Origin of the sequence: Nonomuraea sp. NPDC049695, from assembly GCF_040674955.1 — a bacterium.
Classification (GTDB): domain Bacteria; phylum Actinomycetota; class Actinomycetes; order Streptosporangiales; family Streptosporangiaceae; genus Nonomuraea; species Nonomuraea helvata.
In genome coordinates this window covers 32,612-52,968 of the sequence record NZ_JBFANV010000015.1, presented here as the reverse complement: position 1 = coordinate 52,968, position 20,357 = coordinate 32,612, and the positions used below count along the sequence as shown (strand labels likewise).

The window sequence follows — 20,357 nt, the reverse complement described above, 5'->3', positions numbered from 1 at the left end:
CAAATGGATTACCGGGCGCCCATCAGTGGCCGGCTTCCGCCTTAACCAGGAGCCGGTTGAGCAGGCCGTCCAGGAGGGCCTGGTCCGCGGGCGGGAGGGCGTTCACCAGGTCGGCCTCCACCTGCCCCCGGATCGTCATCGCGTCCATCCAGAGGTCGTGGCCCTTGGAGGTGAGCTCGACGTCAACCCGCCGGCGGTCCTCCGTGCTGCGCACCCGACGGACCAGACCCGATCGCTCCAGGGTGTCCAGCCGGCCCGTCATCCCGGCAGGGGAGAGCAGGAGGTCGGCGGCCAGCTCGGACGGGGTGGCCGAGCCGTCGCGCGCCACCAGCCGGTGCAGCGTCTCGAACTCGAAGTCCTGCATCCCCACCTCCTTCAGCGCCGCCTCCTTGGTGTGGGCCAGATGCTTGACGAGGAACTGCATCCGCGTCACGACCGCCTCCACCCGTTCGTCGAACGGGGCCCTGCCGCGCCAGCGGGCCAGGTGGCGATCGACCGAGTCCTCCATGCAACGGATCATACGACCGCAAGTATTTTGTTGACGAAACATTAGCTGGCGAAATATCCTGCTGACCCGTGATCAAGCGACTCCTCATCGGGCGGTGCCTGTCCGCGCTCGCCACCGCGCTCATCCCCACCACCCTGACGCTCGCGGTCCTGCGGGCGACCGGGGACGGCGGGGCGCTGGGCATCGTGCTGGCGAGCGAGATGGTGCCGCTCCTGCTGTTCCTTCCCGTGGGCGGGGTGCTGGCCGACCGGATCCGGCCCGAACGGGTCGCGCTGCTCGCCGACCTGACCCGGTGCCTGTCGCAGGCCGCCATCGCCGTGGAGCTGCTGCTCGGCGTGAACCGGCTCCTCGATCTGGCGGTGCTGTCAGCCGTGGCGGGGGTGGCCATCGCGTTCGGCAGCCCGGCCGTGCCGAGGCTGGTGGTCGCGGTGGTCCCCGGCGCGGACAGGCTGCGGATGAACGCGCGCATCGGCGTGGCCACCAGCCTGTCCGCGGTCGTCGCTCCGGCGCTGGCGGGGACGGTCACGCTGGCCGCCGGTCCCGGCTGGGCGGCCGCGCTCACGGCGGCGCTGTTCGCCTGCTCGGCGCTCACTCTCGGCGGGATCCGCACGCCCGCGGCGTCTCATGTCGGAAAGGTCTCCTCTTTCGGCAGGGACGTGGCCGAGGGGTGGCGGGAGGTCAGGGGGCGTCGATGGTTCCTGGCCTGCACGCTCGCGCACGGCGTGTGGCACTTCATGGCCGGGTTGTTCCTGACGCTCGCGCCCGTGACGGCCGTGCGGGAGCTCGGCGGCGAGGTGAGCTGGACGGTGATCGTGCAGAGCGGCACGGTCGGCCTGGTCCTGGGCGTGCTGGCCGTTCCTCGGCTGCCCATCCGCAGGCCGCTGGCGGTGGTCCAGGCCGGTGCCGCCTGCTACCTGCTGCCCATGGTGGCCCTGGCCGTGACGGCGCCCACCGCGGTGATGGCGGGCGCGTACTTCGTGGCGATGTTCGGGCTGGGGCTGCTCAGCCCGCTGTGGGAGACGGTGGTGGCCGACGAGATCCCGGAGCAGGCGCTGGGGCGGGTGCGCTCGTTCGACCAGCTCATCTCGTTCGCGTCGCGGCCGTTCGGACTGGCGGTGGCGGCGCCGCTGGCCGGCGTCACCGGGGTGACGGCGCTCGCCCTGACCGGCGGAGTGCTGGTCGCCGCCGCGAATCTCGCCGCCATCCTCCCGTCGCGACGGCACGCTCCCGCGGAAGGCGCCCCGGAGAGGGTCAGGTGAGTGCCGCCTCCTGCACGACGCCGTCGCTGATCTCGAGCACCCGGTCGGCCAGCGTGATCAGGCTGGGGTCATGGGTGGCGACCAGGGCCGTGACCCCTTCACTCCGTACGAGCGCCCGCAGCAGCTCCATGATCTGCCGCCCGGTCTGCGAGTCGAGCTGTCCGGTGGGCTCGTCGGCCACCAGCAGCCGGGGCCGGTTCGCCAGCGACCGCGCGATGGCGACCCGCTGCCGCTGCCCCCCGGACAGCTCGTACGGCCGCTGGTTGGCATGCTGCTCCAACCCCACCAGGGCCAGCAGCAGCCGGATGCGAGCCTCCCGCTCCTCCATCGGCATCCGCAGCAGCCGCATCGGCACCCCGACGTTCTCCGCCGCCGACAGCACCGGGATCAGCCCGAACGACTGGAACACGAACCCCACCACGTCCCGCCGCAAGGCCAGTAGCGCGTCCTCGGACATGGCGGTGACCTCGTGCCCGTCGACCACCACCCGCCCGGCGTCCGGTCTGTCCAGGCCGCCGATCTGGTTGAGCAGGGTCGTCTTCCCGGAGCCGGATCGCCCGCGCACGGCGACGAGCTCCCCAGGGAACACCGAGAAGGACACGTCCCGCAGCGCCACGACCTCCTTGGGCCCGCTGCGGTAGACCTTGCGCAGCCCTTCCACCACGAGCAGGGGCGAATCAGTCATCAGAGGGCTCCTCCCGGGCGGGCCACACGCCGATGTGGTCGGATTCGAGCTCGAGGCGTACGCGCCGCTCCATCTGGAGGGCGCTCATGAAGTCGCGTGGCAGCTGGAGCCGCCCCACCCGGTCCAGCACCGCGTACTCCTCGGCGACGATCTGCCCCTCGGCGCCCTCGCGCCGCAGCGTCTCGCTGCTGGTACGCCCGTCGCGGATGCCCACCGTACGGTCCACCTGCTCGGCCACCAGCGGATCGTGCGTCACGACGACCACGGTCACCCCCAGCTCCCTGTTGGCCTTCCGCAGCGCGTCGAAGACCTGCTCCGACGTCTCGCTGTCCAGCTCGCCCGTGGGTTCGTCGGCCAGGATGAGCTGTGGGGAATTGGCGAGCGCGACGGCGATGGCCACCCGCTGCTGCTCGCCGCCCGACATCTCGGGAACCTTGCGGTCGGCGCAGTAGCCGACCCCGACCAGCTCCAGCAGCTCGAGAGCCCGCCCTCCACGGCGCCCGGCCAGCTTCATCGGCAGCTCGACGTTCTCCCGGGCGGACAGGTACGGCAGCAGGTTCCGCGCGGTCTGCTGCCAGATGAAGCCCACCACGGACCGCCGGTACCGCAGCCGGTCACGGGCGTTCATGGACAGGAGGTCCATCCCCGCGACCTTCGCCACCCCGGCCGTCGGCACGTCCAGCCCCGACAGCACGTTGAGCAGCGTGGACTTGCCCGACCCCGAGGCGCCGACGATGGCCACCAGCTCGCCCTTGTCGATCACCAGGTCGAGCCCTTGCAGGGCGACGACCTCGACGCCCTCGGTCTTGTAGATGCGCACCAGGTTGTCGCACACGATGTGCGCGTCGCCGCCGAACGCGGCCTTCTCCCGGGTGGCCCTGGCTTCCAGCTCGGACAGGGTCGGGTTCATGTCAGGTCCCCCACTCGCAGGACGGCGCCGAGGTTGCGGCGGCGGCTGATGGCGGTGTGCGCGTACGCGCCGAGCACGGCGACGGCCGCGAGCCCGGCGGCCAGCGCAAGAGGTATGAGCAGGTCGAGCGAGTAGTCGCCGACGGGCAGGCCACCGGCGTACGACGCGAGGTTCACACCGGGCCCCAGCGCGTACGGCAGGAAGAGGCCCAGGCCGAGCCCGACCAGAGCGGTCAGCAGGATCATGGGCAGGATCTCCAGCACGGTCAGCCGCTGCGCCTGGCGGTCCGACAGCCCGAGCGTCCGCAGGAACGACACCGCCCGAGCCCGTTCTGCGGCGCCGACGACCAGGGACAGCACGACCGCGACCAGCGCGTACGAGCCCAGCGCCACCGTCACCACGACCAGCGCCCAGCGCACGGTACGGGTGAGCGGATCGTCCCTGATGGCGCCCAACGCCCGCTCCTGCGATCGCACGCTCGCCGACGGGATCAGCCGCGCCAGCGCACCGGGAGACACGTCTCCCTTGATCAGCAGCGTGTTCACGGCCGGCCGGGTCAGCACGCTCAGAGGCACGACCATGAACTTACCTTCGGTGTAGAAACCGGGCACCGAGTCGATCACGCCCCGGGTCGCGAGCTTGACCCGCGACTGCCACCCGATCTCGAACGTCCCCCGTCCTCGAAGCTCGGGGGAGACCAGCGCGCCATCGGACAGGGCGGGCAGGCTCACGGGAGCGCCGTCCAGGATCCGGCGCCACTGCGCCACGTCCACCGCGATGGCCTCCGCGTTCTCCGCGCCGTACCCGACCTGCACCCGTCCCGTCTGGGCGGTCACCACCTGCTCCACCCCGGCGAGCCCGCGTACCTGCGAGATCGTGGCGGCCGGGATCTCGATCTCCGACGTCACCTTGATCGGCGCGCCCACCTGCTGCCAGGCGGCCAGCTGCTGCGTGCTCGCGATCCCGTCGGAGATCACCGCCGCGAACACCGACACGCCCAGCGCGGGCAGCAGGATCAGCACCGGGAGCACGCTGGCGGAGCGCGCCCTGGCCGCCCTGGTCAGCCCCAGGAACGGCACGGCCGCCCGCCCGCGCGCGGCCAGCCGTACGAAGAGCCGCAAGGGGTACGGGTAGCAGCGCAAGGTGATCAACGCGGCGGCCAGCGTCAGCCCGACCGGCACCAGGAGCAGGAACGGGTCACCGCCCGCCAGCCCGCGGGCCCGCAGCAGGTAGGCCCCCGCCAGCGCGAGCGCCACGACCAGCACCTCGAGCGTGATGCGGCGAGCCGAGACCCGGCCGGCGGCGACGTCGTCGCGGCGTTCGTGCAGCGGGGCCCGATGCGAGCGGGCCACCCGGGCGGCGGCGAACCCGACGGCCACCAGGACCACGACGGCCGGCCCCAGGTGCACGATCGGCAGCACGGAGCCAGGGACCAGGAAGGACAGTCCATATCCGGCCAGACCGGCGGGCACCACCGCGACCCCGGTCACCGTGGCCGCGGCCCCGGCCACCTGACGCAGCGACCCGCCGCGCGCCCGCGCCACGGTCAGCGTGTGGTCGAGCCGGTCGGTCAGCAGCAGCACGGCAAGCGCGATCACGCCGAGCGCCACCGCCAGCAGCCCGCCGAGCACCAGGTACATCACGGTCTGCGCGGTGCCCAGCGCGGCGCGGAAGTCGGCGAGCAGCTTGGGCAGCCCGGTGTCCAGGTGGTACGGGCTGCCCGTGGACTGCAGCGCGGCCACCCGCCCGAACTCGGCGACCGCCGCGTCCACGTCGGACACGGCCAGCGCGCTCGCCCGCCGGGCGTCGATCGGCAGGATCCAGTGGTAGGAGAGGTTGCGTCCCTCGCTGCTGAGGGCGGCCAGGCCCTCGTCGGAGATGAGGGTCGTGGTGTGCTTCTCGAACTCCAGCGCGCCCGCCGGCTGGATCTTGGTGACCTGCAGAATCTCGAGGTTGTGGCTCCAGTAGCGGTCTGCCGGGTTCCTGGCCTTGAAGACGCCGACGATCTTCACGGCGACGTAGTCGTTCTCGCCGAGCATCTTCTGCTGGCCCACCTGGAGGCCCATCTCGCGCTGGGCGTCCTCCGCGACGCCCACCTCGAACACCGGGATCGTCGCGCCCTCGTACCGCATGGTCGAGGGCCTGCCGGGCGCGCGCCCCTGGACCCAGTCGACGCGCTGGGCCGCGTCCGAGAGCCAGCCCAGGTTGATGTACGTCTGGCCGCCGGTCCCGGTGACGGGCGTGCGGGTGGTCTTGGCGCTCATGTGGCCCGAGCCGGTCACGAGCGGGCGCAGCGCGGCCGGAAGGATCTCGCGCCAGCGGCGGTCGCGGAGGTCGAACTGGCCGCGTTCGTGCAGATCCTCCTCCGGCGAACGCGACTCCACGCTCACCGTCAGGTCGGCCTGCCACGCGGGGGCAGCGGCCAGCGAGCGGCGCAGCGCCTCGTCGAACGAGGCCTGCATCGCCCTGGGCAGGCCCGCGACCAGCAGGCAGGCGCTCAGCGCCAGCACGAAGAGCACGGCCAGCGTGCCCAGGTGCACGCGGGCGAGCAGGGCGATCCTCACCGTTCCTCCACGAGTTGCCCGTGGTCTCCGCGCAATCGGCGGGCCAGCCCGGCCACGATGGCGAACAGCACGGCCGCCACCAGCGCCAGCATCGCGACGGTGGCGCCCCACGGGATGTCGAGCACCACACCCGGCGTGACAGCCGAGGCCTGCCCGGTCAGCACGATGTGCGGCACCACCAGCACGCCGACGACCACGGCGAGCCCGGTGCCCGCGGCCAGGGACAAGCCGATGACGAACGCCTGCTCCATCGCCAGCAGCCCGAACACCTGCCTCGAGCTCACGCCGAGCGCCCGCAGGATCGCGAACTCGCCCCTGCGCTCCCGCGCCGCGACGGCCGCGTTCACCAGGAACCCGAGCGCCGCGAACACCAGCGCCGCCAGGAACCCGAGCATCAGCGCCCCCTGCAGCCCGCTGGCCAAGGGGTCGTCCTGCAGCTGGGCCGCCAGCTCCCGCTGGTCGAGCGCGGTCACGTCCCACTCGGGCCGGGACTTGAGCGCCTTCACCGCGGGCGCGGTGTCGTCCGCCGCGAGCCACCATTCGGTCGCGGGCCTGGGCAGCTGCGCCGCGGCCAGCTCGTACGACTGCAGCGTCCCCCAGTCGGCGAGCACGGCCTTCTGTCCCGCGGCGGTCGTCGGCATGCTCTCCACGACGGCCACCACCTTGACCTGGAGCACCCTGCGGTCGATGCTGGCGGGCCCGACCTGTCCGGCGGCCAGCTTGAGCGAGGCGGCCAGGTCGGCGGTGAGCACCACGGGCAGCGGTCCCGGCCGTGGCAGCGGCGCGAAGGGGGCCACCGTGGAGCGTGTCACCTTCGTGGCCAGACGAGGGGTCGTCAGCTCGCGTCCGTCGGCGCTGAGGCCGGTCAGGGTCAGGTTCACGGTGCCCTCCGGCGCGCCGGCGACGAGGCCGCGCAGCGACAGCGGGTACGTGATCTTCCCGGTGCGCCCGGCCAGAGCGCGGAGGTCGAGGTCGATCCGGTTCTCGCCCTTGTGCAGCACGCCGAGCGGCAGATCACGCCACACGCCCAGCGCGTCGGAGAGCACCAGCCGCGCCGGCAGGTCCGCGTCGGCCTCGGCCCGGAGCGTCAGCATGGACGGCTGACCCGGAATGTCCAGCTTGCCCGCCTGGTCTCCCACCAGCGCGCGTGACATCTCGCCGACCGGCTGAGGAGACAGGTCAGGACGCATGTGGAACAGCGTGCCGAGCTTGGTGGCGTCCACACCGAGCAGCAGCGCGCTCTCCCCGCTCACCTCGGTCTGCCCGCGAAAGCCCGGGGAGTACGCCGTGACGCCCGGCAGCGCCGCGAACGCCGTCCCGCGCCCGAGCGCCCCCAGCTCCGGCCCGTCCGGCGGCCCCGACAGCCGCAGGTCGGCCCCTACCTGGTGGCGGGCCTGGTCGAGCTGCGAGGCCCGCCAGGTGGACGCGGTGGCCATGGACACGACGCCGATCGCGATGGCCATGGTCAGCAGCAGGGCGGGGCCCGCGTACTTGAGCGGCCGCCTGCTCACCTGCCACGCCCCCAGCGCCGGTGCGAGCGTGGGCCGCCTGGAGGTCAGCCGCTCGGCCAGCTTCGAGATGCGCGGCACCAGCCGCAGCCCCAGCATGCCGCCCGCGAGCAGGGCCAGCGCGGGCCCGGAGATGATCAGCGGGTCGATGCCGAGCGCTCCGGCGGCCGTCGCGGTGACCGGCGCGCCGTAGTGCTGGAGCTGCCAGATCGCCAGCCCCGCCACCACCAGGAGCGCCACGTCCGCGCCCGCCCGCTCGATCAGGCCGCGCCCGCCGCCGCGACCGCGCGCCGACTGCTCCTCGACGTACGTGCGCCGCGCGCCCGCCAGCGCCGGCAGCACCAGCAGCACGGCCGCGGCCAGCGCCACGCCGAACGAGACGAGGAACGTGCCCAGGTCGGGCGAGGGCGCCAGCCGCACCCCGGACGCCTTGATCCACGGCAACTGGTTGACCAGCGCGAGCAGCGGCGGGCCCAGGAACGGCGCGGCGACCGCGCACGGCAGCGCCACCAGCAGCGCCTCGCCTCCCGCCAGCGCCGCCAGCCGCACCGTGCCCGCGCCGCGCGAGCGCAGCAGCGCCACCTCCATGCGCCGGTGGTCCGCGAGCAGCCGCGCGGTGAGCATCAGCGCGTACGCGGCCAGCAGCAGCAGCTGCAGCACGGGGATCAGCATCGTGGAGCGGGCCACCAGGGACGCGGTGTCGAGCTGGGTCAGCATCTCGGGCAGCCGGCTGGCGGCCACGCAACTCCCGCAGCCGTCCGCCTTCAGCCGCGCGCCCACCTGGTCGATCGCGCGGGCCATCGGCCGGAGCTGGGCGGGCGTCAGCGTGCGCAGGTCGGGCTCGGCGGTCCAGGTGGCGTTGACATTTGTGGCGAAGCGGGCGACGAACGTCTGCCGCGGCACCATGAGCGGCCCGTACGTGGTGAAGTCGCCGCGCTCCACGCCCCGGCTGAGCAGCTGCTCGCCCGCCCACCGCTCGCCGAACGGGTCGTTGAGCTGGAACACGCCCACGATGCGCACCTTGACCGGGCGCGGGTCCAGGCGGCCCTTCGTGGTGAACTCCTGACCCGTCTTGAACCCGGTCGCCGAGGCCGCCGACAGTGAGATCGCGGCCTCCACCCGGTCGCCGGCCTCGCGCGGCCAGGCGCCGGAGACGAGCCGGGCGTGCCGGTCGAGGCCGTCATAGCTGCCGAACCTGAGCAGCTCGGGCCGCTCCCGGCCGTCCTGGCCGGGCATGACGTAGGAGTCCGAGCGGAAGCTGGTGGTGAGGGCGGGCGGCCTGGTGTACGCCTTGCCGAGCTCGGCGCGTACGGCCTGGTCGAACTTCGGGAACGTCTGCGCCGTCACGGGGGCGCTGATGGTGGCGGCGATCTGGCGGTACGAGGCCGTCTCCATCGTCCTGCGGACACCGGCGTCGGCGATGGAGGAGGCGTACATGGTCAGCGCGACCAGCGTGGTCGTGGCCAGCAGGATCGAGCCGAACGCGGCCAGGAGGAGCAGCGGCTCACTGAACGCCCGCTTGACGACCAGCGGCCCCCGCATGCATCCCCCTTCGCCCGTTTAGTGCACCTTCGGGCAGGGGCCGGACGGGAGGCAAGGTGATCTTTGCAACGGTGACGCACCCGATACAGGCGTGTGATATCGAAACTGTGACAAAAGGGTGCGGAAAACGAAAACGCCGCACCCCAGGAGGGAGTGCGGCGTCGCTACGCCAGGTGTTCTACTTGGTGGCCAGCGCCGCGGCCTGCTTGGCGATCGCGGACTTGCGGTTGGCGGCCTGGTTCTTGTGAATGACGCCCTTGCTGACGGCCTTGTCGAGCTGGCGGGCGGCGGCCTTCTGCAGCGCGACGGCCTGCGCGACGTCGCCCTGCTCGGCGGCCTCGCGGAACTTGCGGACGGCCGTCTTCAGGGACGACTTGACCGCCTTGTTGCGCAGACGCGCCTTCTCGTTCTGCTTGTTGCGCTTGACCTGGGACTTGATGTTCGCCACGAAGAAGCCTCGGTGAAAGTCTGAAGTGATGGATGGGCGCGCGGGCTCGAGAGAGGGCGCGCCACACGCAGTTGTACAGGTTACCAATAACTCAGGTGCCTGCTCAAATCAACGCCAGCGCGTCATGTACTCCTGCCAGTCCTCCTCCGTGGCGGCGAAGTCCACGTAGAGGGCCAGGCCGAAGCGCTCCCGGCGGCCGTGCTCCGTGAGCGCGAGTTTAGCGCCATCCGCGGCCATGGCGACGCTCTCCGCGCCGTCGCCCCAGGCGACGCCGTGGTCGTGGTAGGCGGGGGCGCCGATGAGCAGGGACTTGCCGTCGGGCACCAGGTCCAGGGCCAGCTCGGCCTGGCGGGCCACGTAGCCGCCGTAGAGGGACTGCAGGGGCGTGAACGAGTCGTACGTCATGACGGCGACCTGGTCCACGCGGTCCACGACCTGCTTGAAGTAGCTCTCGGACCAGTACTTGTCGTGAGCCAGGACGGCCCTCGCGGTCAGGCGCATCCCCGGGTACGGCTCGATCTGCGGGGTGGAGGTGGACAGCAGCTTCGTGTGCTGCCGGGTCCTGTCGAGGAGCTCGAGGAACTCGGTGTCGTCGTCGCCGATCGGCTCGAAGTTGTAGTGGATGCCGTCGTAGCCCTGCTTCATGATGGCGGCGACTCCGGCCAGGACGTTCTCGCGGGACTTGGGGTCGTCCAGGTCGAGGCCGTTGTCGACGGACTGGCCGAGCCAGGCGGAGACGCGGACCTCGGGAAGGCGCTCATGCATCCACTTCACGAAATTTCCGGCGCTGGGGTATTTGGCGGGGTTAAGTGTGCCGTCCCAGTCGAAAGGGCCCGAGTGGACGTACACGTCCTTGATACCCGTGGCGCGCAGCCGGACCGCCAGCTGCTCGACGTCACGCTCCGTACGGCGACCGTCCACCCACATGTGGCCCAGCCACAGGGCGTCGTTGCCCGTGCTCTTCGCCCAGGCCGCCGCGGCACCGGTAAACTGGAGCCGGAGCGCGGCGGCGATCAGAGCGGCCAACGCGACCACGATGGCCAAGGCAAGCGTGAGCAGGCGCAGGCCGCGGCGGATGACGGTTCGGGCATTCATCCGGGCATGTCACCATGAAAGACTGCTTGACCTCAACCCTGTCGAAACGGACTTCGGTGCGCACTCAGCCTGGCCAGACCGACCCCGCGTTGATCCGCAACTTCTGCATCATCGCGCATATCGACCATGGCAAGTCGACCCTTGCCGACCGGATGCTCCAGATCACCGGCGTGGTCGACGAACGCTCCATGCGCGCGCAGTACCTCGACAGGATGGACATCGAGCGCGAACGAGGCATCACGATCAAGTCGCAGGCCGTGCGGCTGCCGTGGGACGGCCACGTGCTCAACATGATCGACACGCCCGGTCACGTCGACTTCACCTATGAGGTGTCCAGGTCGCTGCAGGCGTGCGAGGGCGCCATCCTGCTGGTCGACGCCGCCCAGGGCATCGAGGCGCAGACGCTGGCCAACCTCTATCTGGCCATGAACGCCGACCTGCACATCATCCCCGTGCTCAACAAGATCGACCTGCCGGCGGCGCAGCCGGAGAAGTTCGCCGAGGAGCTGGCGGGGCTGATCGGCTGCGACCCGTCCGACGTGCTCAAGGTGTCGGGCAAGACCGGCGAGGGTGTGCGCGAGCTGCTCGACCACGTGGTCCAGACGGTGCCCGCCCCGGTGGGCAAGGCCGACGCGGCCGCCCGCGCGCTGATCTTCGACTCGGTGTACGACACCTACCGCGGCGTCGTCACGTACGTGCGGGTCGTGGACGGCCACCTGGGCAAGCGCGAGCGCATCCTCATGATGTCCACCAGCGCCACCCACGAGACGCTGGAGATCGGCGTCATCTCGCCCGAGCCCAAGCCCGCCGACCTCGGCCTGGGCGTCGGCGAGGTGGGCTACCTCATCACAGGCGTCAAGGACGTCCGCCAGTCGCGCGTGGGTGACACGGTCACCTCGGCCGCCAAGCCCGCCGGTGGCATGCTGGCCGGCTACGAGCACCCGAAGCCGATGGTGTTCTCCGGGCTCTATCCGATCGACGGCGACGAATACCCCGAGCTGCGCGAGGCGCTCGACAAGCTGCAGCTCAACGACGCGGCGCTGGTCTACGAGCCGGAGACCTCGGCGGCGCTCGGGTTCGGCTTCCGGGTCGGGTTCCTGGGGCTGCTGCACATGGAGATCGTGCGCGAGCGGCTGGAGCGCGAGTTCGGCCTGTCGCTGATCTCCACCGCGCCCAACGTGGTCTACCGCGTGGTCATGGAGGACGGCAAGGAGCTCACCGTCACCAACCCGTCGGAGTTCCCGACGGGCGGGAAGATCGCGCAGGTCTTCGAGCCGGTCACCAAGTCGACGATCCTGGCGCCGGCCGAGTTCATCGGGGCGATCATGGAGATCTGCCAGGGGCGGCGCGGTCAGCTGCTGGGCATGGACTACCTGTCGGAGGACCGGGTCGAGATCCGCTACACGCTGCCGCTCGGCGAGATCATCTTCGACTTCTTCGACCAGCTCAAGTCGCGCACCCGTGGCTACGCCTCGCTCGACTACGAGCCGGCCGGCGAGCAGGAGGCCGACCTGGTCAAGGTCGACATCCTGCTGCAGGGTGAGGCGGTCGACGCGTTCAGCGCCATCGTCCACAAGGACAAGGCCTACACCTATGGCGTCGACATGGCGAAGAAGCTGCGGGAGCTGATCCCCAGGCAGCAGTTCGAGGTGCCGATCCAGGCCGCCATCGGGGCCCGGGTCATCGCCCGCGAGAACATCCGCGCCATCCGCAAGGACGTCCTGGCCAAGTGCTACGGCGGTGACATCTCCCGTAAGCGCAAGCTGCTGGAGAAGCAGAAGGAAGGCAAGAAGCGGATGAAGATGGTCGGGCGCGTGGAGGTCCCGCAGGAGGCCTTCGTCGCCGCGCTCGCCACTGACTCCAGCACCGACAAGAAGAAATGAACCGCCTAGTCTGAAACCATGGAAGTGGTGCAGACGGCGCGATTGCTGCTTTCCCGGGTCACCCCCGACGATCTAGCCGCTGTCCACGAGATCCACTCCGACCCGCGGACGAACGTCTACAACCCCGCAGGACCGACTCCCGATCTGGAGTCGAGCCGGGCCATGCTGGATCTGTGGCTGGCCGACTGGGCCGAGCGCGGGCTCGGCTACTGGGCGGCGCGGGCCAAGGGCGAGCCGGAGGTGCTCGGGTTCGGGGGGCTGCGCCACGCCCTCCTGGGCGGGGAGCACGTGCTGAACCTCTACTACCGCTTCCGGCCGTCCGCCTGGGGACACGGGTACGCGGGTGAGCTCGTGGAGGCGGCGCTGCGGATCGGCAAGGACCTTGGCACGGTCGTGGCCGTGATCCGCGACATCAACGAGCCGTCGCACCGGGTGGCGGAGCGGGCCGGCATGCGCAAGGACCGGACGATCCCGTACGGGGGCGTGCCGAGCGACGTCTACGTGGCCTGACCCGCGCTATCTGCGCCACACGTACGCCACGAGCGTCAGGACCCCGAACACGCCCTGGGCCGCCAGGAACCCGCCCAGTGCGCCCGATGGGGACAGCAGGGCCGCGATGGCGGGCAGGCATCCGAGCACGGCCAGGTCCGCCCCGGTGGCGGCCCAGAGCAGCGGGCCGGTCGGGATCGCGCCGCCCGGGGTGTCGATGACCGGCATGGAGTGGTCGACCGGGCCGCGCCTGGCCATCCGCAGCGCACCGGCGGCCAGCGCGGGAGCGACCAGCGGCCCGAACAGCCACCAGCTCCCGGCGAACGCGCTCAGCCCGGCCGCCCCCACACTCGCCGACACGCTCAGTCCGGCCGATCCCACACCCGCCCACGGGCCCAGGCCGTCCAGCGCCAGGCTCGCCGACGCGCTCAGGCCGCCCAGCGCCAGGGTTGCCCACGCGCCGCTGAGCAGCGTCGGCAGCAGCGCGCGGGCCGCGAGCGCGGGGCGCGCCCCGACGCCGATGATCCGGGAAAGGGCCGGGTTGTCGCGGTCCCGGCGCGCACCTGACACGCTCGCCGCCGCCACGGCCAGCGCCCCCGCCAGCACGACCGCCCCCGACGCCACCGGACCCGCGCCCGCCTGGGCCAGCACGACGGGCAACGCGGCCGCCCCGGACATGGCCGCCAGCCGCCCGGGCCGGCGTGCCAGCCGCCGCCAGTCCTGCCAGGCCAGCGCGAGCGGCGCGGGCAGTGACGGCCACCGCCGCGACCTGAGCGTCCTCGCCCGCCAGTGGTTGTCCTCGGCGATCCAGGTGAGCGCGCCGGGATCGAGCCCCATGGCGGCGTTCGCCACGTGGCCCGCACGGGTGGACGAGGCCAGGAGGGTACGGGTGGGGATCCGGTCGAGCGACGCCCACGCCCGCCGTACCAGCAGCGCGGACACCACGGCAGCCGCGGAGGCGGCCGTGGCGACCGTCGAGAGGGGGGCGCTCGCGGCGATGGCGAGCACCGTACGGGCCTGACCGCTCACCGCCACGACGGCCAGGACCAGCAGCGCGACGATCGCCACCGTCAGCCAGAACTGCCAGGACGGGGAGGCCTGACCGAGCACCGCCAGCGCCATGCCGCCCACGGCCGCCGACACTCCCAGCACCAGCGCGCCGAGCAGCCGCCAGACGAGCCGGTCGGGCGCGCCCAGCACCGCCAGCATCCCCAGCCCGAGCGCCGCGCCCGCCACCACCGCGACCATGATCAGCACCCGTCCGGTACGCGCGAGCAGGCGCCGCCGGTTGAGTGGCGAGAGCAGGAGCCAGGACGCGTCGGCGGGGGACAGCAGGACGGGCCCCGCCGCCCGGGCCGCGAACAGGAAACCGGCCAGCGCCAACGCGACCAGCGCAGCACCCGCGCTCATGCGCGCGGGATCGACGGGTCCGGCCAGCCCGGTGAGCACGGTGGACAACGGCCGGCCGAGCACCGCGATGAGCATCATCAGGCCGAAGCCGGAGGCGTACCGGTCGAGGAGGCCGCGCGGGGTCCGGCCGCGCGAGCGGACGTACGCCCGCACCGACCGCACGCTTCCCTCGGCCCCGCTCATCACGCGATCACCCCTGAAGGTGAAACCTGGCGGGCGCGGGTGGCCAGGCCCTGGTCGTGCGTGGCCATGACCACCGTGCCGCCCTCAGCCGCGTATGCACCGAGCAGGTCGGCCAGCCGGGCCCGGAAATCGGCGTCCAGCCCGCGTTCCGGCTCGTCCAGCAGCAGCAACGTGCTGGGCCTGAGCAATGTGGCGGCCAGGGCGAGGCGCTGGCGCTGGCCGGTGGACAGGTTCAGCGGCGCCGAGTCGGCCCGCTCCACCAGCGCGAACTCCTCCAGCGCCGCCTCGACCGTCATGCGCGTTCGGGCGTGCACGGCTCCCATCAGCTCCAGGTGCTCCCGGGCGGTGAGCCCCGGATACCAGGCGGGCTCGTCGCCCAGCAGCGCGACCTCGCGCCAGAACGCGGCATCGTCGGCAGGCGCCTTCCCGAACACCCGCACCTCACCCGAGGCGGCGGGCTGGAGCCCGGCCAGGCAGCGCAGCAGGGTCGACTTGCCGGACCCGTTCGGGCCGACCACGGCCACGATCTCGCCCGTGGAGACGGTCAGCTCCATGCCTCGCAGCACGGGGTTGCCGCCCAGTTCGACCGTGAGGTCGTGAACGTTGATGATCGAGTCGGACACCGTTCGAGCGTAGCCACCGGCGTGATCGATCGCGCGGGCGGGCGATCATCGGGGGATTTTCTGTCGGTGCCGTCGCCTACCGTTCTGTTCCGAACACCAGTGCGACTGGAGGGTGACGTGATTGCTTCTGAGCGCTTTGAGCGTGCCGCCGTGTTGGGGGTCGCCGTGGCTGAGGAGACTCGACGGCTGCTGCGACTCCACCTGGCTTCGGAGCAGGAGGAGGACGACGGCACGGTGCTCGTCGATGTGCCCTATCCCGATGCGGTCGTGGTGACGGCGCTGCTCGACGTGGCGGCGGAGTGTTTCGGCGAGCGGGGCGACTCGGTCGAAGAGACCAGGCAGGCGGCGTTGGAGACGTTGTTACAGCTGGCCGGGTTCGATGGCGAGTCCCAGCTCAACGCGAGCTGAGCCGGTCCCGGCACCCCTGTGGCCCGCCTACCCGCCGCCTCAGGGGTGCGCGACCACGGCTTGCGGGAGCGGCGTCCGTGAGAGGGCGCCCGTGACCCGGCCGCTCATGCTCCCCGAGGCGCCTCCGCGGTCCGCGCGGCGTGCCTCCGGTCGGGGCGGAGTCCGGGTGGCGGTCTCCTCGTGGTGGCGGTCTTCGTGCAGTGGGGAGGTGGCTCAGTGCGGGCGTGCTATGCCGTGCCGGAACGCGTAGGTGACCGCCTGTGCCCGGTCCCGCAAGTGCGCCTTGGCGAAGAGGTTGTTGATGTGGGTCTTGACGGTGGCCTCCGTGACGTGAAGGCGGGAGGCGATCTCGGCGTTCGAGAGGCCGTTGGCGATAAGAGCCAGCACCTCGCCCTCACGCCGGGTCAGCCCGTGAGGAAGCGCGCCCGGATCCGTCGGGGTGCACGCCGGGGTGCTGGTTCCGGCAGGAGGGACGGGGATCGTGGCGGGTTGGGGGGGAGATGTCGACATGGTGTCCAGGAGGCGGCGTTGGACGGTGGGGTCGAGTTGGGCGTCGCCGCGCATCACCGTGGCGACGGCTCTGGCGATGTCGTCGGAGTCGGCGTCCTTGGTGAGGAAGCCGCGCGCACCGGCTTTCAGCGCGGCGAAGACGGACGCGTCATCGGAGTACGTGGTGAGCACCACGACCTGGGTGTCCGGGTACGCCGAGCGGATGCGCCCGGTGGCCTCCACGCCGTCCATGCGCGGCATGCGCAGGTCCATGAGCACCACGTCGGGCCGCTGCTCCTCGACCAGCCGGAGCGCCGCCTCGCCGTCGCCCGCCGCGCCGACGACCTCGATCTCGGGGAGCAGGCCGAGCAGCAGCACCAGGCCCTCACGCACCACGGCCTGGTCGTCGACCACGATCACCCTGGTGGTCAACGGGGCACCTCCGAGCGCTCTGCGGGCAGCATGGTCTCCGGCGCGAACGGGGCACGCGTCGCGGGGACCGCACGAAGGCCGGGAAAGGCGGTGCATGCGTGCGGAGACACCCCGGACGGAGACGGTCCAGGGCGTGCGGTCGAGGTCATGACGGCACCTTCAGATGGACGAGGAAGCCGCCGTCGTGCTCGCCTGCCGACAGCGTTCCGCCCAGGAGTTCGGCGCGTTCGCGCATGCCCACGAGGCCGTAGCCCCCTCCGGGGGAGCCCTTTTCGGCGGAGGCCGGGTTGGTGACGCGCAGTTCGCACCAGGGCGGGCCGAACTCGAGCTCGACCGTGGCCGGGCTGCCGGGGGCGTGGCGGCGTACGTTCGTGAGGGCTTCCTGGGCGGTGCGGACCAGGGCGAGCTCCGTTTCCGGCGGCAGGCGGCGCTCAGGTCCCGAGACCCGGAGCGTGCAGGGCTGGTGCGTGGTGCTCTCGAAGTCCTCCGCTAGCGTGCGCAGCGCCACGGGGAGCGCGGGCGGATCCTCGCGCAGTGCCGCCACCGCGCGCCTGGCCTCCTCGAGCCCCGACTTGGCCAGGTCGCGGGCGTGGGTGACGCGTTCGAGCGCCTCGGCGCTCCGCTCCGCGCGGAGCAGCAGCTTGGCGCCCTCCAGATGGACGAGCTGGGCGGAGAGGGAGTGGGCGAGGATGTCGTGGATCTCCCTGGCGATCCTGGCGCGTTCCGCGAGTACGGCCTCACGTGCCTGGGCGGCTCTGGTGGCCCTGCGCTGCTTGGCCGCGTACGAGAGCAGGAAGACCAGGCAGGTGCTGAGGATGAGGGGGAGGTCCTGGGCTGGGTTGCCGGCGATCCAACCCGCTACGACCAGCCCCACGACGACCAGTACGCCGATGGGCAGCGCCTGGCGCATGGGGAAACGGGTCACGGCCAGGCCGACGCAGATGAGCAGCGCCCCGATCGCCGCACCACCGCCCTGGGTCAGGGTGCCGAGGACGATGGAGAGGACCACGGCCAGGCCGAGGGCGATCAGCGCGACAGGCACGCCGAAGACGAGAAGGGGGCGACGGTCGTCTGATGGTGGGCGGTCGCCGCCCTCTCCTGACAGGCGGTTGTGCGGGTCCGGGGGTGGGCTTGCGGGCCGATGCGGCCGCCGCAACGCCTTCCACAGCGGCAGGTCGTGGAGGCGCGTTCGTCGAAGAGCGGTCAGCGGGTCGACCGTGCCCCGCTGTGCCACCGGACGTTCGGGGCGGCGGATCGCCAGAAGCACGGTGAGCAGGGCGACAGCCAGCGCGACGCTCATGAGGGTGATCGCAAGGGAGGTGCCGGTCAGGCCCGGGGCGGGGGTCGCTCTCATCTGGACCCCGGCCAACAGCGCGATCGTCCCCAGCCGCAGTGCGGTGGGGACGATTCTGGACGGCTCACGCATCACCTCACGACGGTATCGGGTCGCCTGCCCGCGCCTGAGAGGGCACGTCCCCGCTGAGCGACGAGGTACGCCTGGGCGCCGATGGTGAGGCCGACGAACAGCAGGATCCCCGTGGGGGAGGAGGTGAGGCCGAGGGCCTGGCCGGCGAAGTAGAGGCCGACGCGGACCGCGATCGACACCAGCCACGCCAGCAGGGTCCAACCCGTGGCCTTCGACCAGGCGGCGCCGGACTCGTCCAGCCATACCCGTACGGTCGTCGCACGCCACACGCCGAGTGCGACGGCGACGACGGCCGCCACCAGCAGCAGGCCGATGCTGAGCGCGAGGTGCCGGGCGTCGATGAGGCCGCCCGTGACGACGCCGACGACGCTCATGGCGGCGGCGGTGTAGAGCAGGCCCCGCTTGGCTGTGGGGCGGGTCTTCATCTGGCGGTAGACGACGAAGATCGTGGCGAGGACGATGAGGAAGGAGATCGGCATGTAATCCACGGGTTTGACCGTAGGGACGGGACGGGCGTAGCGGATCGGCCCGAGGGTTGAGAACGCGGATCTCCACCCTGGGGTGGAGGGGGATGGGCTCGCTCTTCGGAGGGGCTGCGGGTTACCGTCCGGATATGCGCGTTCTCTCGGTAAATGTGGGCAAAACGGTCGAGGCTGAGTGGGCGGGGAACCTGGGGCGTACCGCGATCGACAAGCAGCGGGTCACGCACCGGGTGAAGGTGCTGGCCAACGGGCTCGCCGGGGACGAGCGGGCCGACAAGGAGGCTCACGGCTCGCTCGACCACGCTGTTTACGCGTACGCCAGGGAGGACTACGACTGGTGGGGGCGTGAGCTCGGGCGCGAGCTGCGTGACGGGCGGTTCGGGGAGAACCTCACCACGTCCGGCATCGACGTCACCGGCGCCCTGATCGGCGAGCGGTGGCGGGTGGGCACCGCCGTGCTGGAGGTGAGCGGGCCCAGGATCCCGTGTGTGGTGTTCCGCAACTGGATGGACGAGCCCGGGTGGGTCAAGCGGTTCACGCGGGTGGGACGGCCCGGGGCGTACCTGCGGGTGGTCGAGCTCGGGGAGCTGGGCGAGGGAGACCCGGTGGAGATCGTCTCGCGGCCCGAGGCCGGCATCACGGTGGGCGACTGGTTCCGCGCCCGCCACGGGGACGCGGACGCGCTCCGCCGCGTTCTGGCCGTTCCCGGGCATGACGCCGAGTGGGACCGCATGGCGGAGCGGGTGCTCGGCCAGGCGCCCTGGCCGCCGGACTGACGTGGTTCGCGCCGGCGTCGAGGCGGTCACGGACCCGGCGGGCGGCCGACGATCCGCGCCACCTCCTCCGGGCTCGAGAACACCGCCCACGCGTACGCCGGGTCCGCGAACAGCTCCAGGACCAGGTCCGCCACGTCCTGCCTGCTCGCTGCCGCCAGCAGCAGGGTCAGGACGTGCTCGGCCGGCGGACGCAGGAAGGAGTTCGTCCAGTGGGTGACCGGTGCCGCCGCCGCCCACATCCGCTCGGCCGTGGCGTGGCCGAAGGCGGTGTCGTACGGGCCGCCCGCCGCGATGGCGTCGGCCGCGATCCAGGCGCAGGCCGAGCCCAGGTTGGCGCCCTGGCCGGTCAGCGGGTCGCTGGTGATCCAGGCGTCGCCGACGGCCAGCGCGATCCGGCCGCCGGGCAGCTCAGCCACCGCCTGCCGCACGACCGGCGGGACCGCGCCCCGCAGCAGGTCGTGCTCGCCCAGCAGCTCCAGACCGGGGTCCGCCCGCTCGGCCAGCCGCGGCGCGTGTCGGGGGAGCAACCTCGCCAGCTCTGCGGCGACCTCGGCGGCGGGCAGGCGGGAGATCGGCTCCAGCGGCCCGCCGGGGACCGCCTCGACCAGGACCGCGGAGGCCACGCCTTGCCTGGTCATCATCGGCATGCGGAGAATCTCCCCGCACCCGGGCGAGATGTTGTAGCTGAACATCGGACCGAGGTCGAGACCGCCGTACAGCCCGGCCGTGAGAACGCGCTGCGGCCGGTCGAACGGCGAGCGCGCCGGGTCGCGCGGGAACAGCTCCGCCACCGAGCGCCGCCCGGCCGCCACCACCATCAGCTCGTGCTCCCGCGACCAGCGGTCCACCTGCGCCGCGTCGGGCGCCGCGCCGGTGACGACGACCTCGCCGCCCCGGCCGGTGAAATCGTCCAGGTACGCGGGCAGCAGCAGCCGGAAGTCGACCGCGTGGAACGGCTCGGAGATCCTGCCGACGAACTCCAGCGGCGGATCCCCCTTGATCGAGAGCCTGGCGGATCCCATCAGGCACCTTGGATCCCGGTAGTGCCCGATGCCCAGCTCCCGCTCCCGCGCCAGGGTGTGTCCCATCCTGCTCACCGTGTTGGGCAGGCGCCCCGAGCGCATGGCGTCGGCGTCGGCCTCGACGTAGAGCGTGGCGTCGATGCCGAGCTGCTGCAGGCGCAGCGCGAGGGTCAGGCCGGAAATGCCCGCCCCCACGATGCCGATGCCCGCCATGA

Annotated in this window: 18 protein-coding genes; 5 read left to right on the top strand and 13 right to left on the bottom strand. The window is 72.0% G+C overall.

The features are described from left to right. Nucleotides 1-22 precede the first annotated feature (22 nt). Nucleotides 23-508 (bottom strand): MarR family transcriptional regulator, encoded by a 486-nt coding sequence (locus AB0J64_RS16000; RefSeq protein ID WP_364026796.1) that lies wholly within the window; start codon nt 506-508, stop codon nt 23-25. 68 nt (nt 509-576) lie between these two features. Here AB0J64_RS16000 and AB0J64_RS15995 point away from each other — a divergent pair, with 68 nt between their 5' ends. Further along, entirely contained in the window at nt 577-1,767 is a 1,191-nt protein-coding gene (locus AB0J64_RS15995) for an MFS transporter (RefSeq protein WP_364026793.1), read from the top strand. Here AB0J64_RS15995 and AB0J64_RS15990 read toward each other — a convergent pair. The 6 genes from AB0J64_RS15990 to AB0J64_RS15965 all read right to left on the bottom strand — a co-directional run bounded on the left by AB0J64_RS15990 (nt 1,760) and on the right by AB0J64_RS15965 (nt 10,519). Further along, nucleotides 1,760-2,452 (bottom strand): ABC transporter ATP-binding protein, encoded by a 693-nt coding sequence (locus AB0J64_RS15990; RefSeq protein WP_364026790.1) that lies wholly within the window; start codon nt 2,450-2,452, stop codon nt 1,760-1,762. The two genes, AB0J64_RS15995 and AB0J64_RS15990, sit on opposite strands and share 8 nt — an antisense overlap. Further along, nucleotides 2,445-3,362, bottom strand: a complete 918-nt coding sequence (locus AB0J64_RS15985; RefSeq protein WP_364026787.1) for an ABC transporter ATP-binding protein — start codon at nt 3,360-3,362, stop codon at nt 2,445-2,447. The genes AB0J64_RS15990 and AB0J64_RS15985 overlap by 8 nt, the downstream gene beginning before the upstream one ends. Next, nucleotides 3,359-5,926, bottom strand: a complete 2,568-nt coding sequence (locus tag AB0J64_RS15980) for an FtsX-like permease family protein (protein WP_364026784.1) — start codon at nt 5,924-5,926, stop codon at nt 3,359-3,361. Before AB0J64_RS15980 ends, AB0J64_RS15985 begins: the two co-directional genes overlap by 4 nt. Further along, nucleotides 5,923-8,976 (bottom strand): ABC transporter permease, encoded by a 3,054-nt coding sequence (locus AB0J64_RS15975; RefSeq protein WP_364026781.1) that lies wholly within the window; start codon nt 8,974-8,976, stop codon nt 5,923-5,925. The genes AB0J64_RS15980 and AB0J64_RS15975 overlap by 4 nt, the downstream gene beginning before the upstream one ends. Before the next feature lie 178 nt (nt 8,977-9,154). Then, the gene (rpsT, locus tag AB0J64_RS15970) at nt 9,155-9,424 is read right to left on the bottom strand and encodes a 30S ribosomal protein S20 (protein WP_364026778.1); all 270 of its coding nucleotides are present in this window, start codon (nt 9,422-9,424) and stop codon (nt 9,155-9,157) included. Nucleotides 9,425-9,532: 108 nt separating this feature from the next. Beyond that, nucleotides 9,533-10,519 (bottom strand): glycosyl hydrolase family 18 protein, encoded by a 987-nt coding sequence (locus tag AB0J64_RS15965; protein WP_364026775.1) that lies wholly within the window; start codon nt 10,517-10,519, stop codon nt 9,533-9,535. Nucleotides 10,520-10,575: 56 nt separating this feature from the next. Here AB0J64_RS15965 and lepA point away from each other — a divergent pair, with 56 nt between their 5' ends. Then, nucleotides 10,576-12,402, top strand: a complete 1,827-nt coding sequence (gene lepA, locus AB0J64_RS15960; RefSeq protein WP_364026772.1) for a translation elongation factor 4 — start codon at nt 10,576-10,578, stop codon at nt 12,400-12,402. Nucleotides 12,403-12,420: 18 nt separating this feature from the next. After that, on the top strand, nt 12,421-12,912 hold the full coding sequence (locus tag AB0J64_RS15955) for a GNAT family N-acetyltransferase (protein ID WP_364026769.1): 492 nt from the start codon (nt 12,421-12,423) through the stop codon (nt 12,910-12,912). Nucleotides 12,913-12,918: 6 nt separating this feature from the next. Here the strand turns inward: AB0J64_RS15955 and AB0J64_RS15950 are convergent, their stop codons facing one another. Together AB0J64_RS15950 and ccmA are read right to left on the bottom strand one after the other, a co-directional pair. Continuing rightward, complete coding sequence (locus tag AB0J64_RS15950) at nt 12,919-14,484, bottom strand: DUF6297 family protein (protein ID WP_364026766.1); 1,566 nt, start codon at nt 14,482-14,484, stop codon at nt 12,919-12,921. Further along, a complete protein-coding gene (gene ccmA, locus AB0J64_RS15945) occupies nt 14,484-15,107 on the bottom strand; it encodes a heme ABC exporter ATP-binding protein CcmA (protein ID WP_364026763.1) in 624 nt (207 codons plus the stop codon). Before ccmA ends, AB0J64_RS15950 begins: the two co-directional genes overlap by 1 nt. A gap of 165 nt (nt 15,108-15,272) precedes the next feature. Between ccmA and AB0J64_RS15940 the strand changes: the two genes are divergently transcribed. Further along, complete coding sequence (locus AB0J64_RS15940) at nt 15,273-15,515, top strand: hypothetical protein (protein WP_364026760.1); 243 nt, start codon at nt 15,273-15,275, stop codon at nt 15,513-15,515. Between the two features lie 213 nt (nt 15,516-15,728). Here AB0J64_RS15940 and AB0J64_RS15935 read toward each other — a convergent pair whose 3' ends face one another. From AB0J64_RS15935 to AB0J64_RS15925, 3 genes are all read right to left on the bottom strand, one after another. Continuing rightward, nucleotides 15,729-16,436 (bottom strand): response regulator transcription factor, encoded by a 708-nt coding sequence (locus AB0J64_RS15935; RefSeq protein WP_364026757.1) that lies wholly within the window; start codon nt 16,434-16,436, stop codon nt 15,729-15,731. 145 nt (nt 16,437-16,581) lie between these two features. Next, a complete protein-coding gene (locus AB0J64_RS15930) occupies nt 16,582-17,862 on the bottom strand; it encodes a histidine kinase (RefSeq protein WP_364027061.1) in 1,281 nt (426 codons plus the stop codon). Beyond that, nucleotides 17,862-18,350, bottom strand: coding sequence for a hypothetical protein (locus AB0J64_RS15925; RefSeq protein WP_364026754.1), 489 nt, complete (start codon nt 18,348-18,350; stop codon nt 17,862-17,864). The genes AB0J64_RS15930 and AB0J64_RS15925 overlap by 1 nt, the downstream gene beginning before the upstream one ends. A gap of 125 nt (nt 18,351-18,475) precedes the next feature. On the opposite strand from AB0J64_RS15925, the gene AB0J64_RS15920 reads away from it, so the two are divergent. Further along, nucleotides 18,476-19,120 (top strand): MOSC domain-containing protein, encoded by a 645-nt coding sequence (locus tag AB0J64_RS15920; RefSeq protein WP_364026751.1) that lies wholly within the window; start codon nt 18,476-18,478, stop codon nt 19,118-19,120. Nucleotides 19,121-19,146: 26 nt separating this feature from the next. Here AB0J64_RS15920 and AB0J64_RS15915 read toward each other — a convergent pair whose 3' ends face one another. Next, nucleotides 19,147-20,355, bottom strand: a complete 1,209-nt coding sequence (locus AB0J64_RS15915) for a styrene monooxygenase/indole monooxygenase family protein (protein WP_364026749.1) — start codon at nt 20,353-20,355, stop codon at nt 19,147-19,149. Nucleotides 20,356-20,357: the final 2 nt, after the last annotated feature.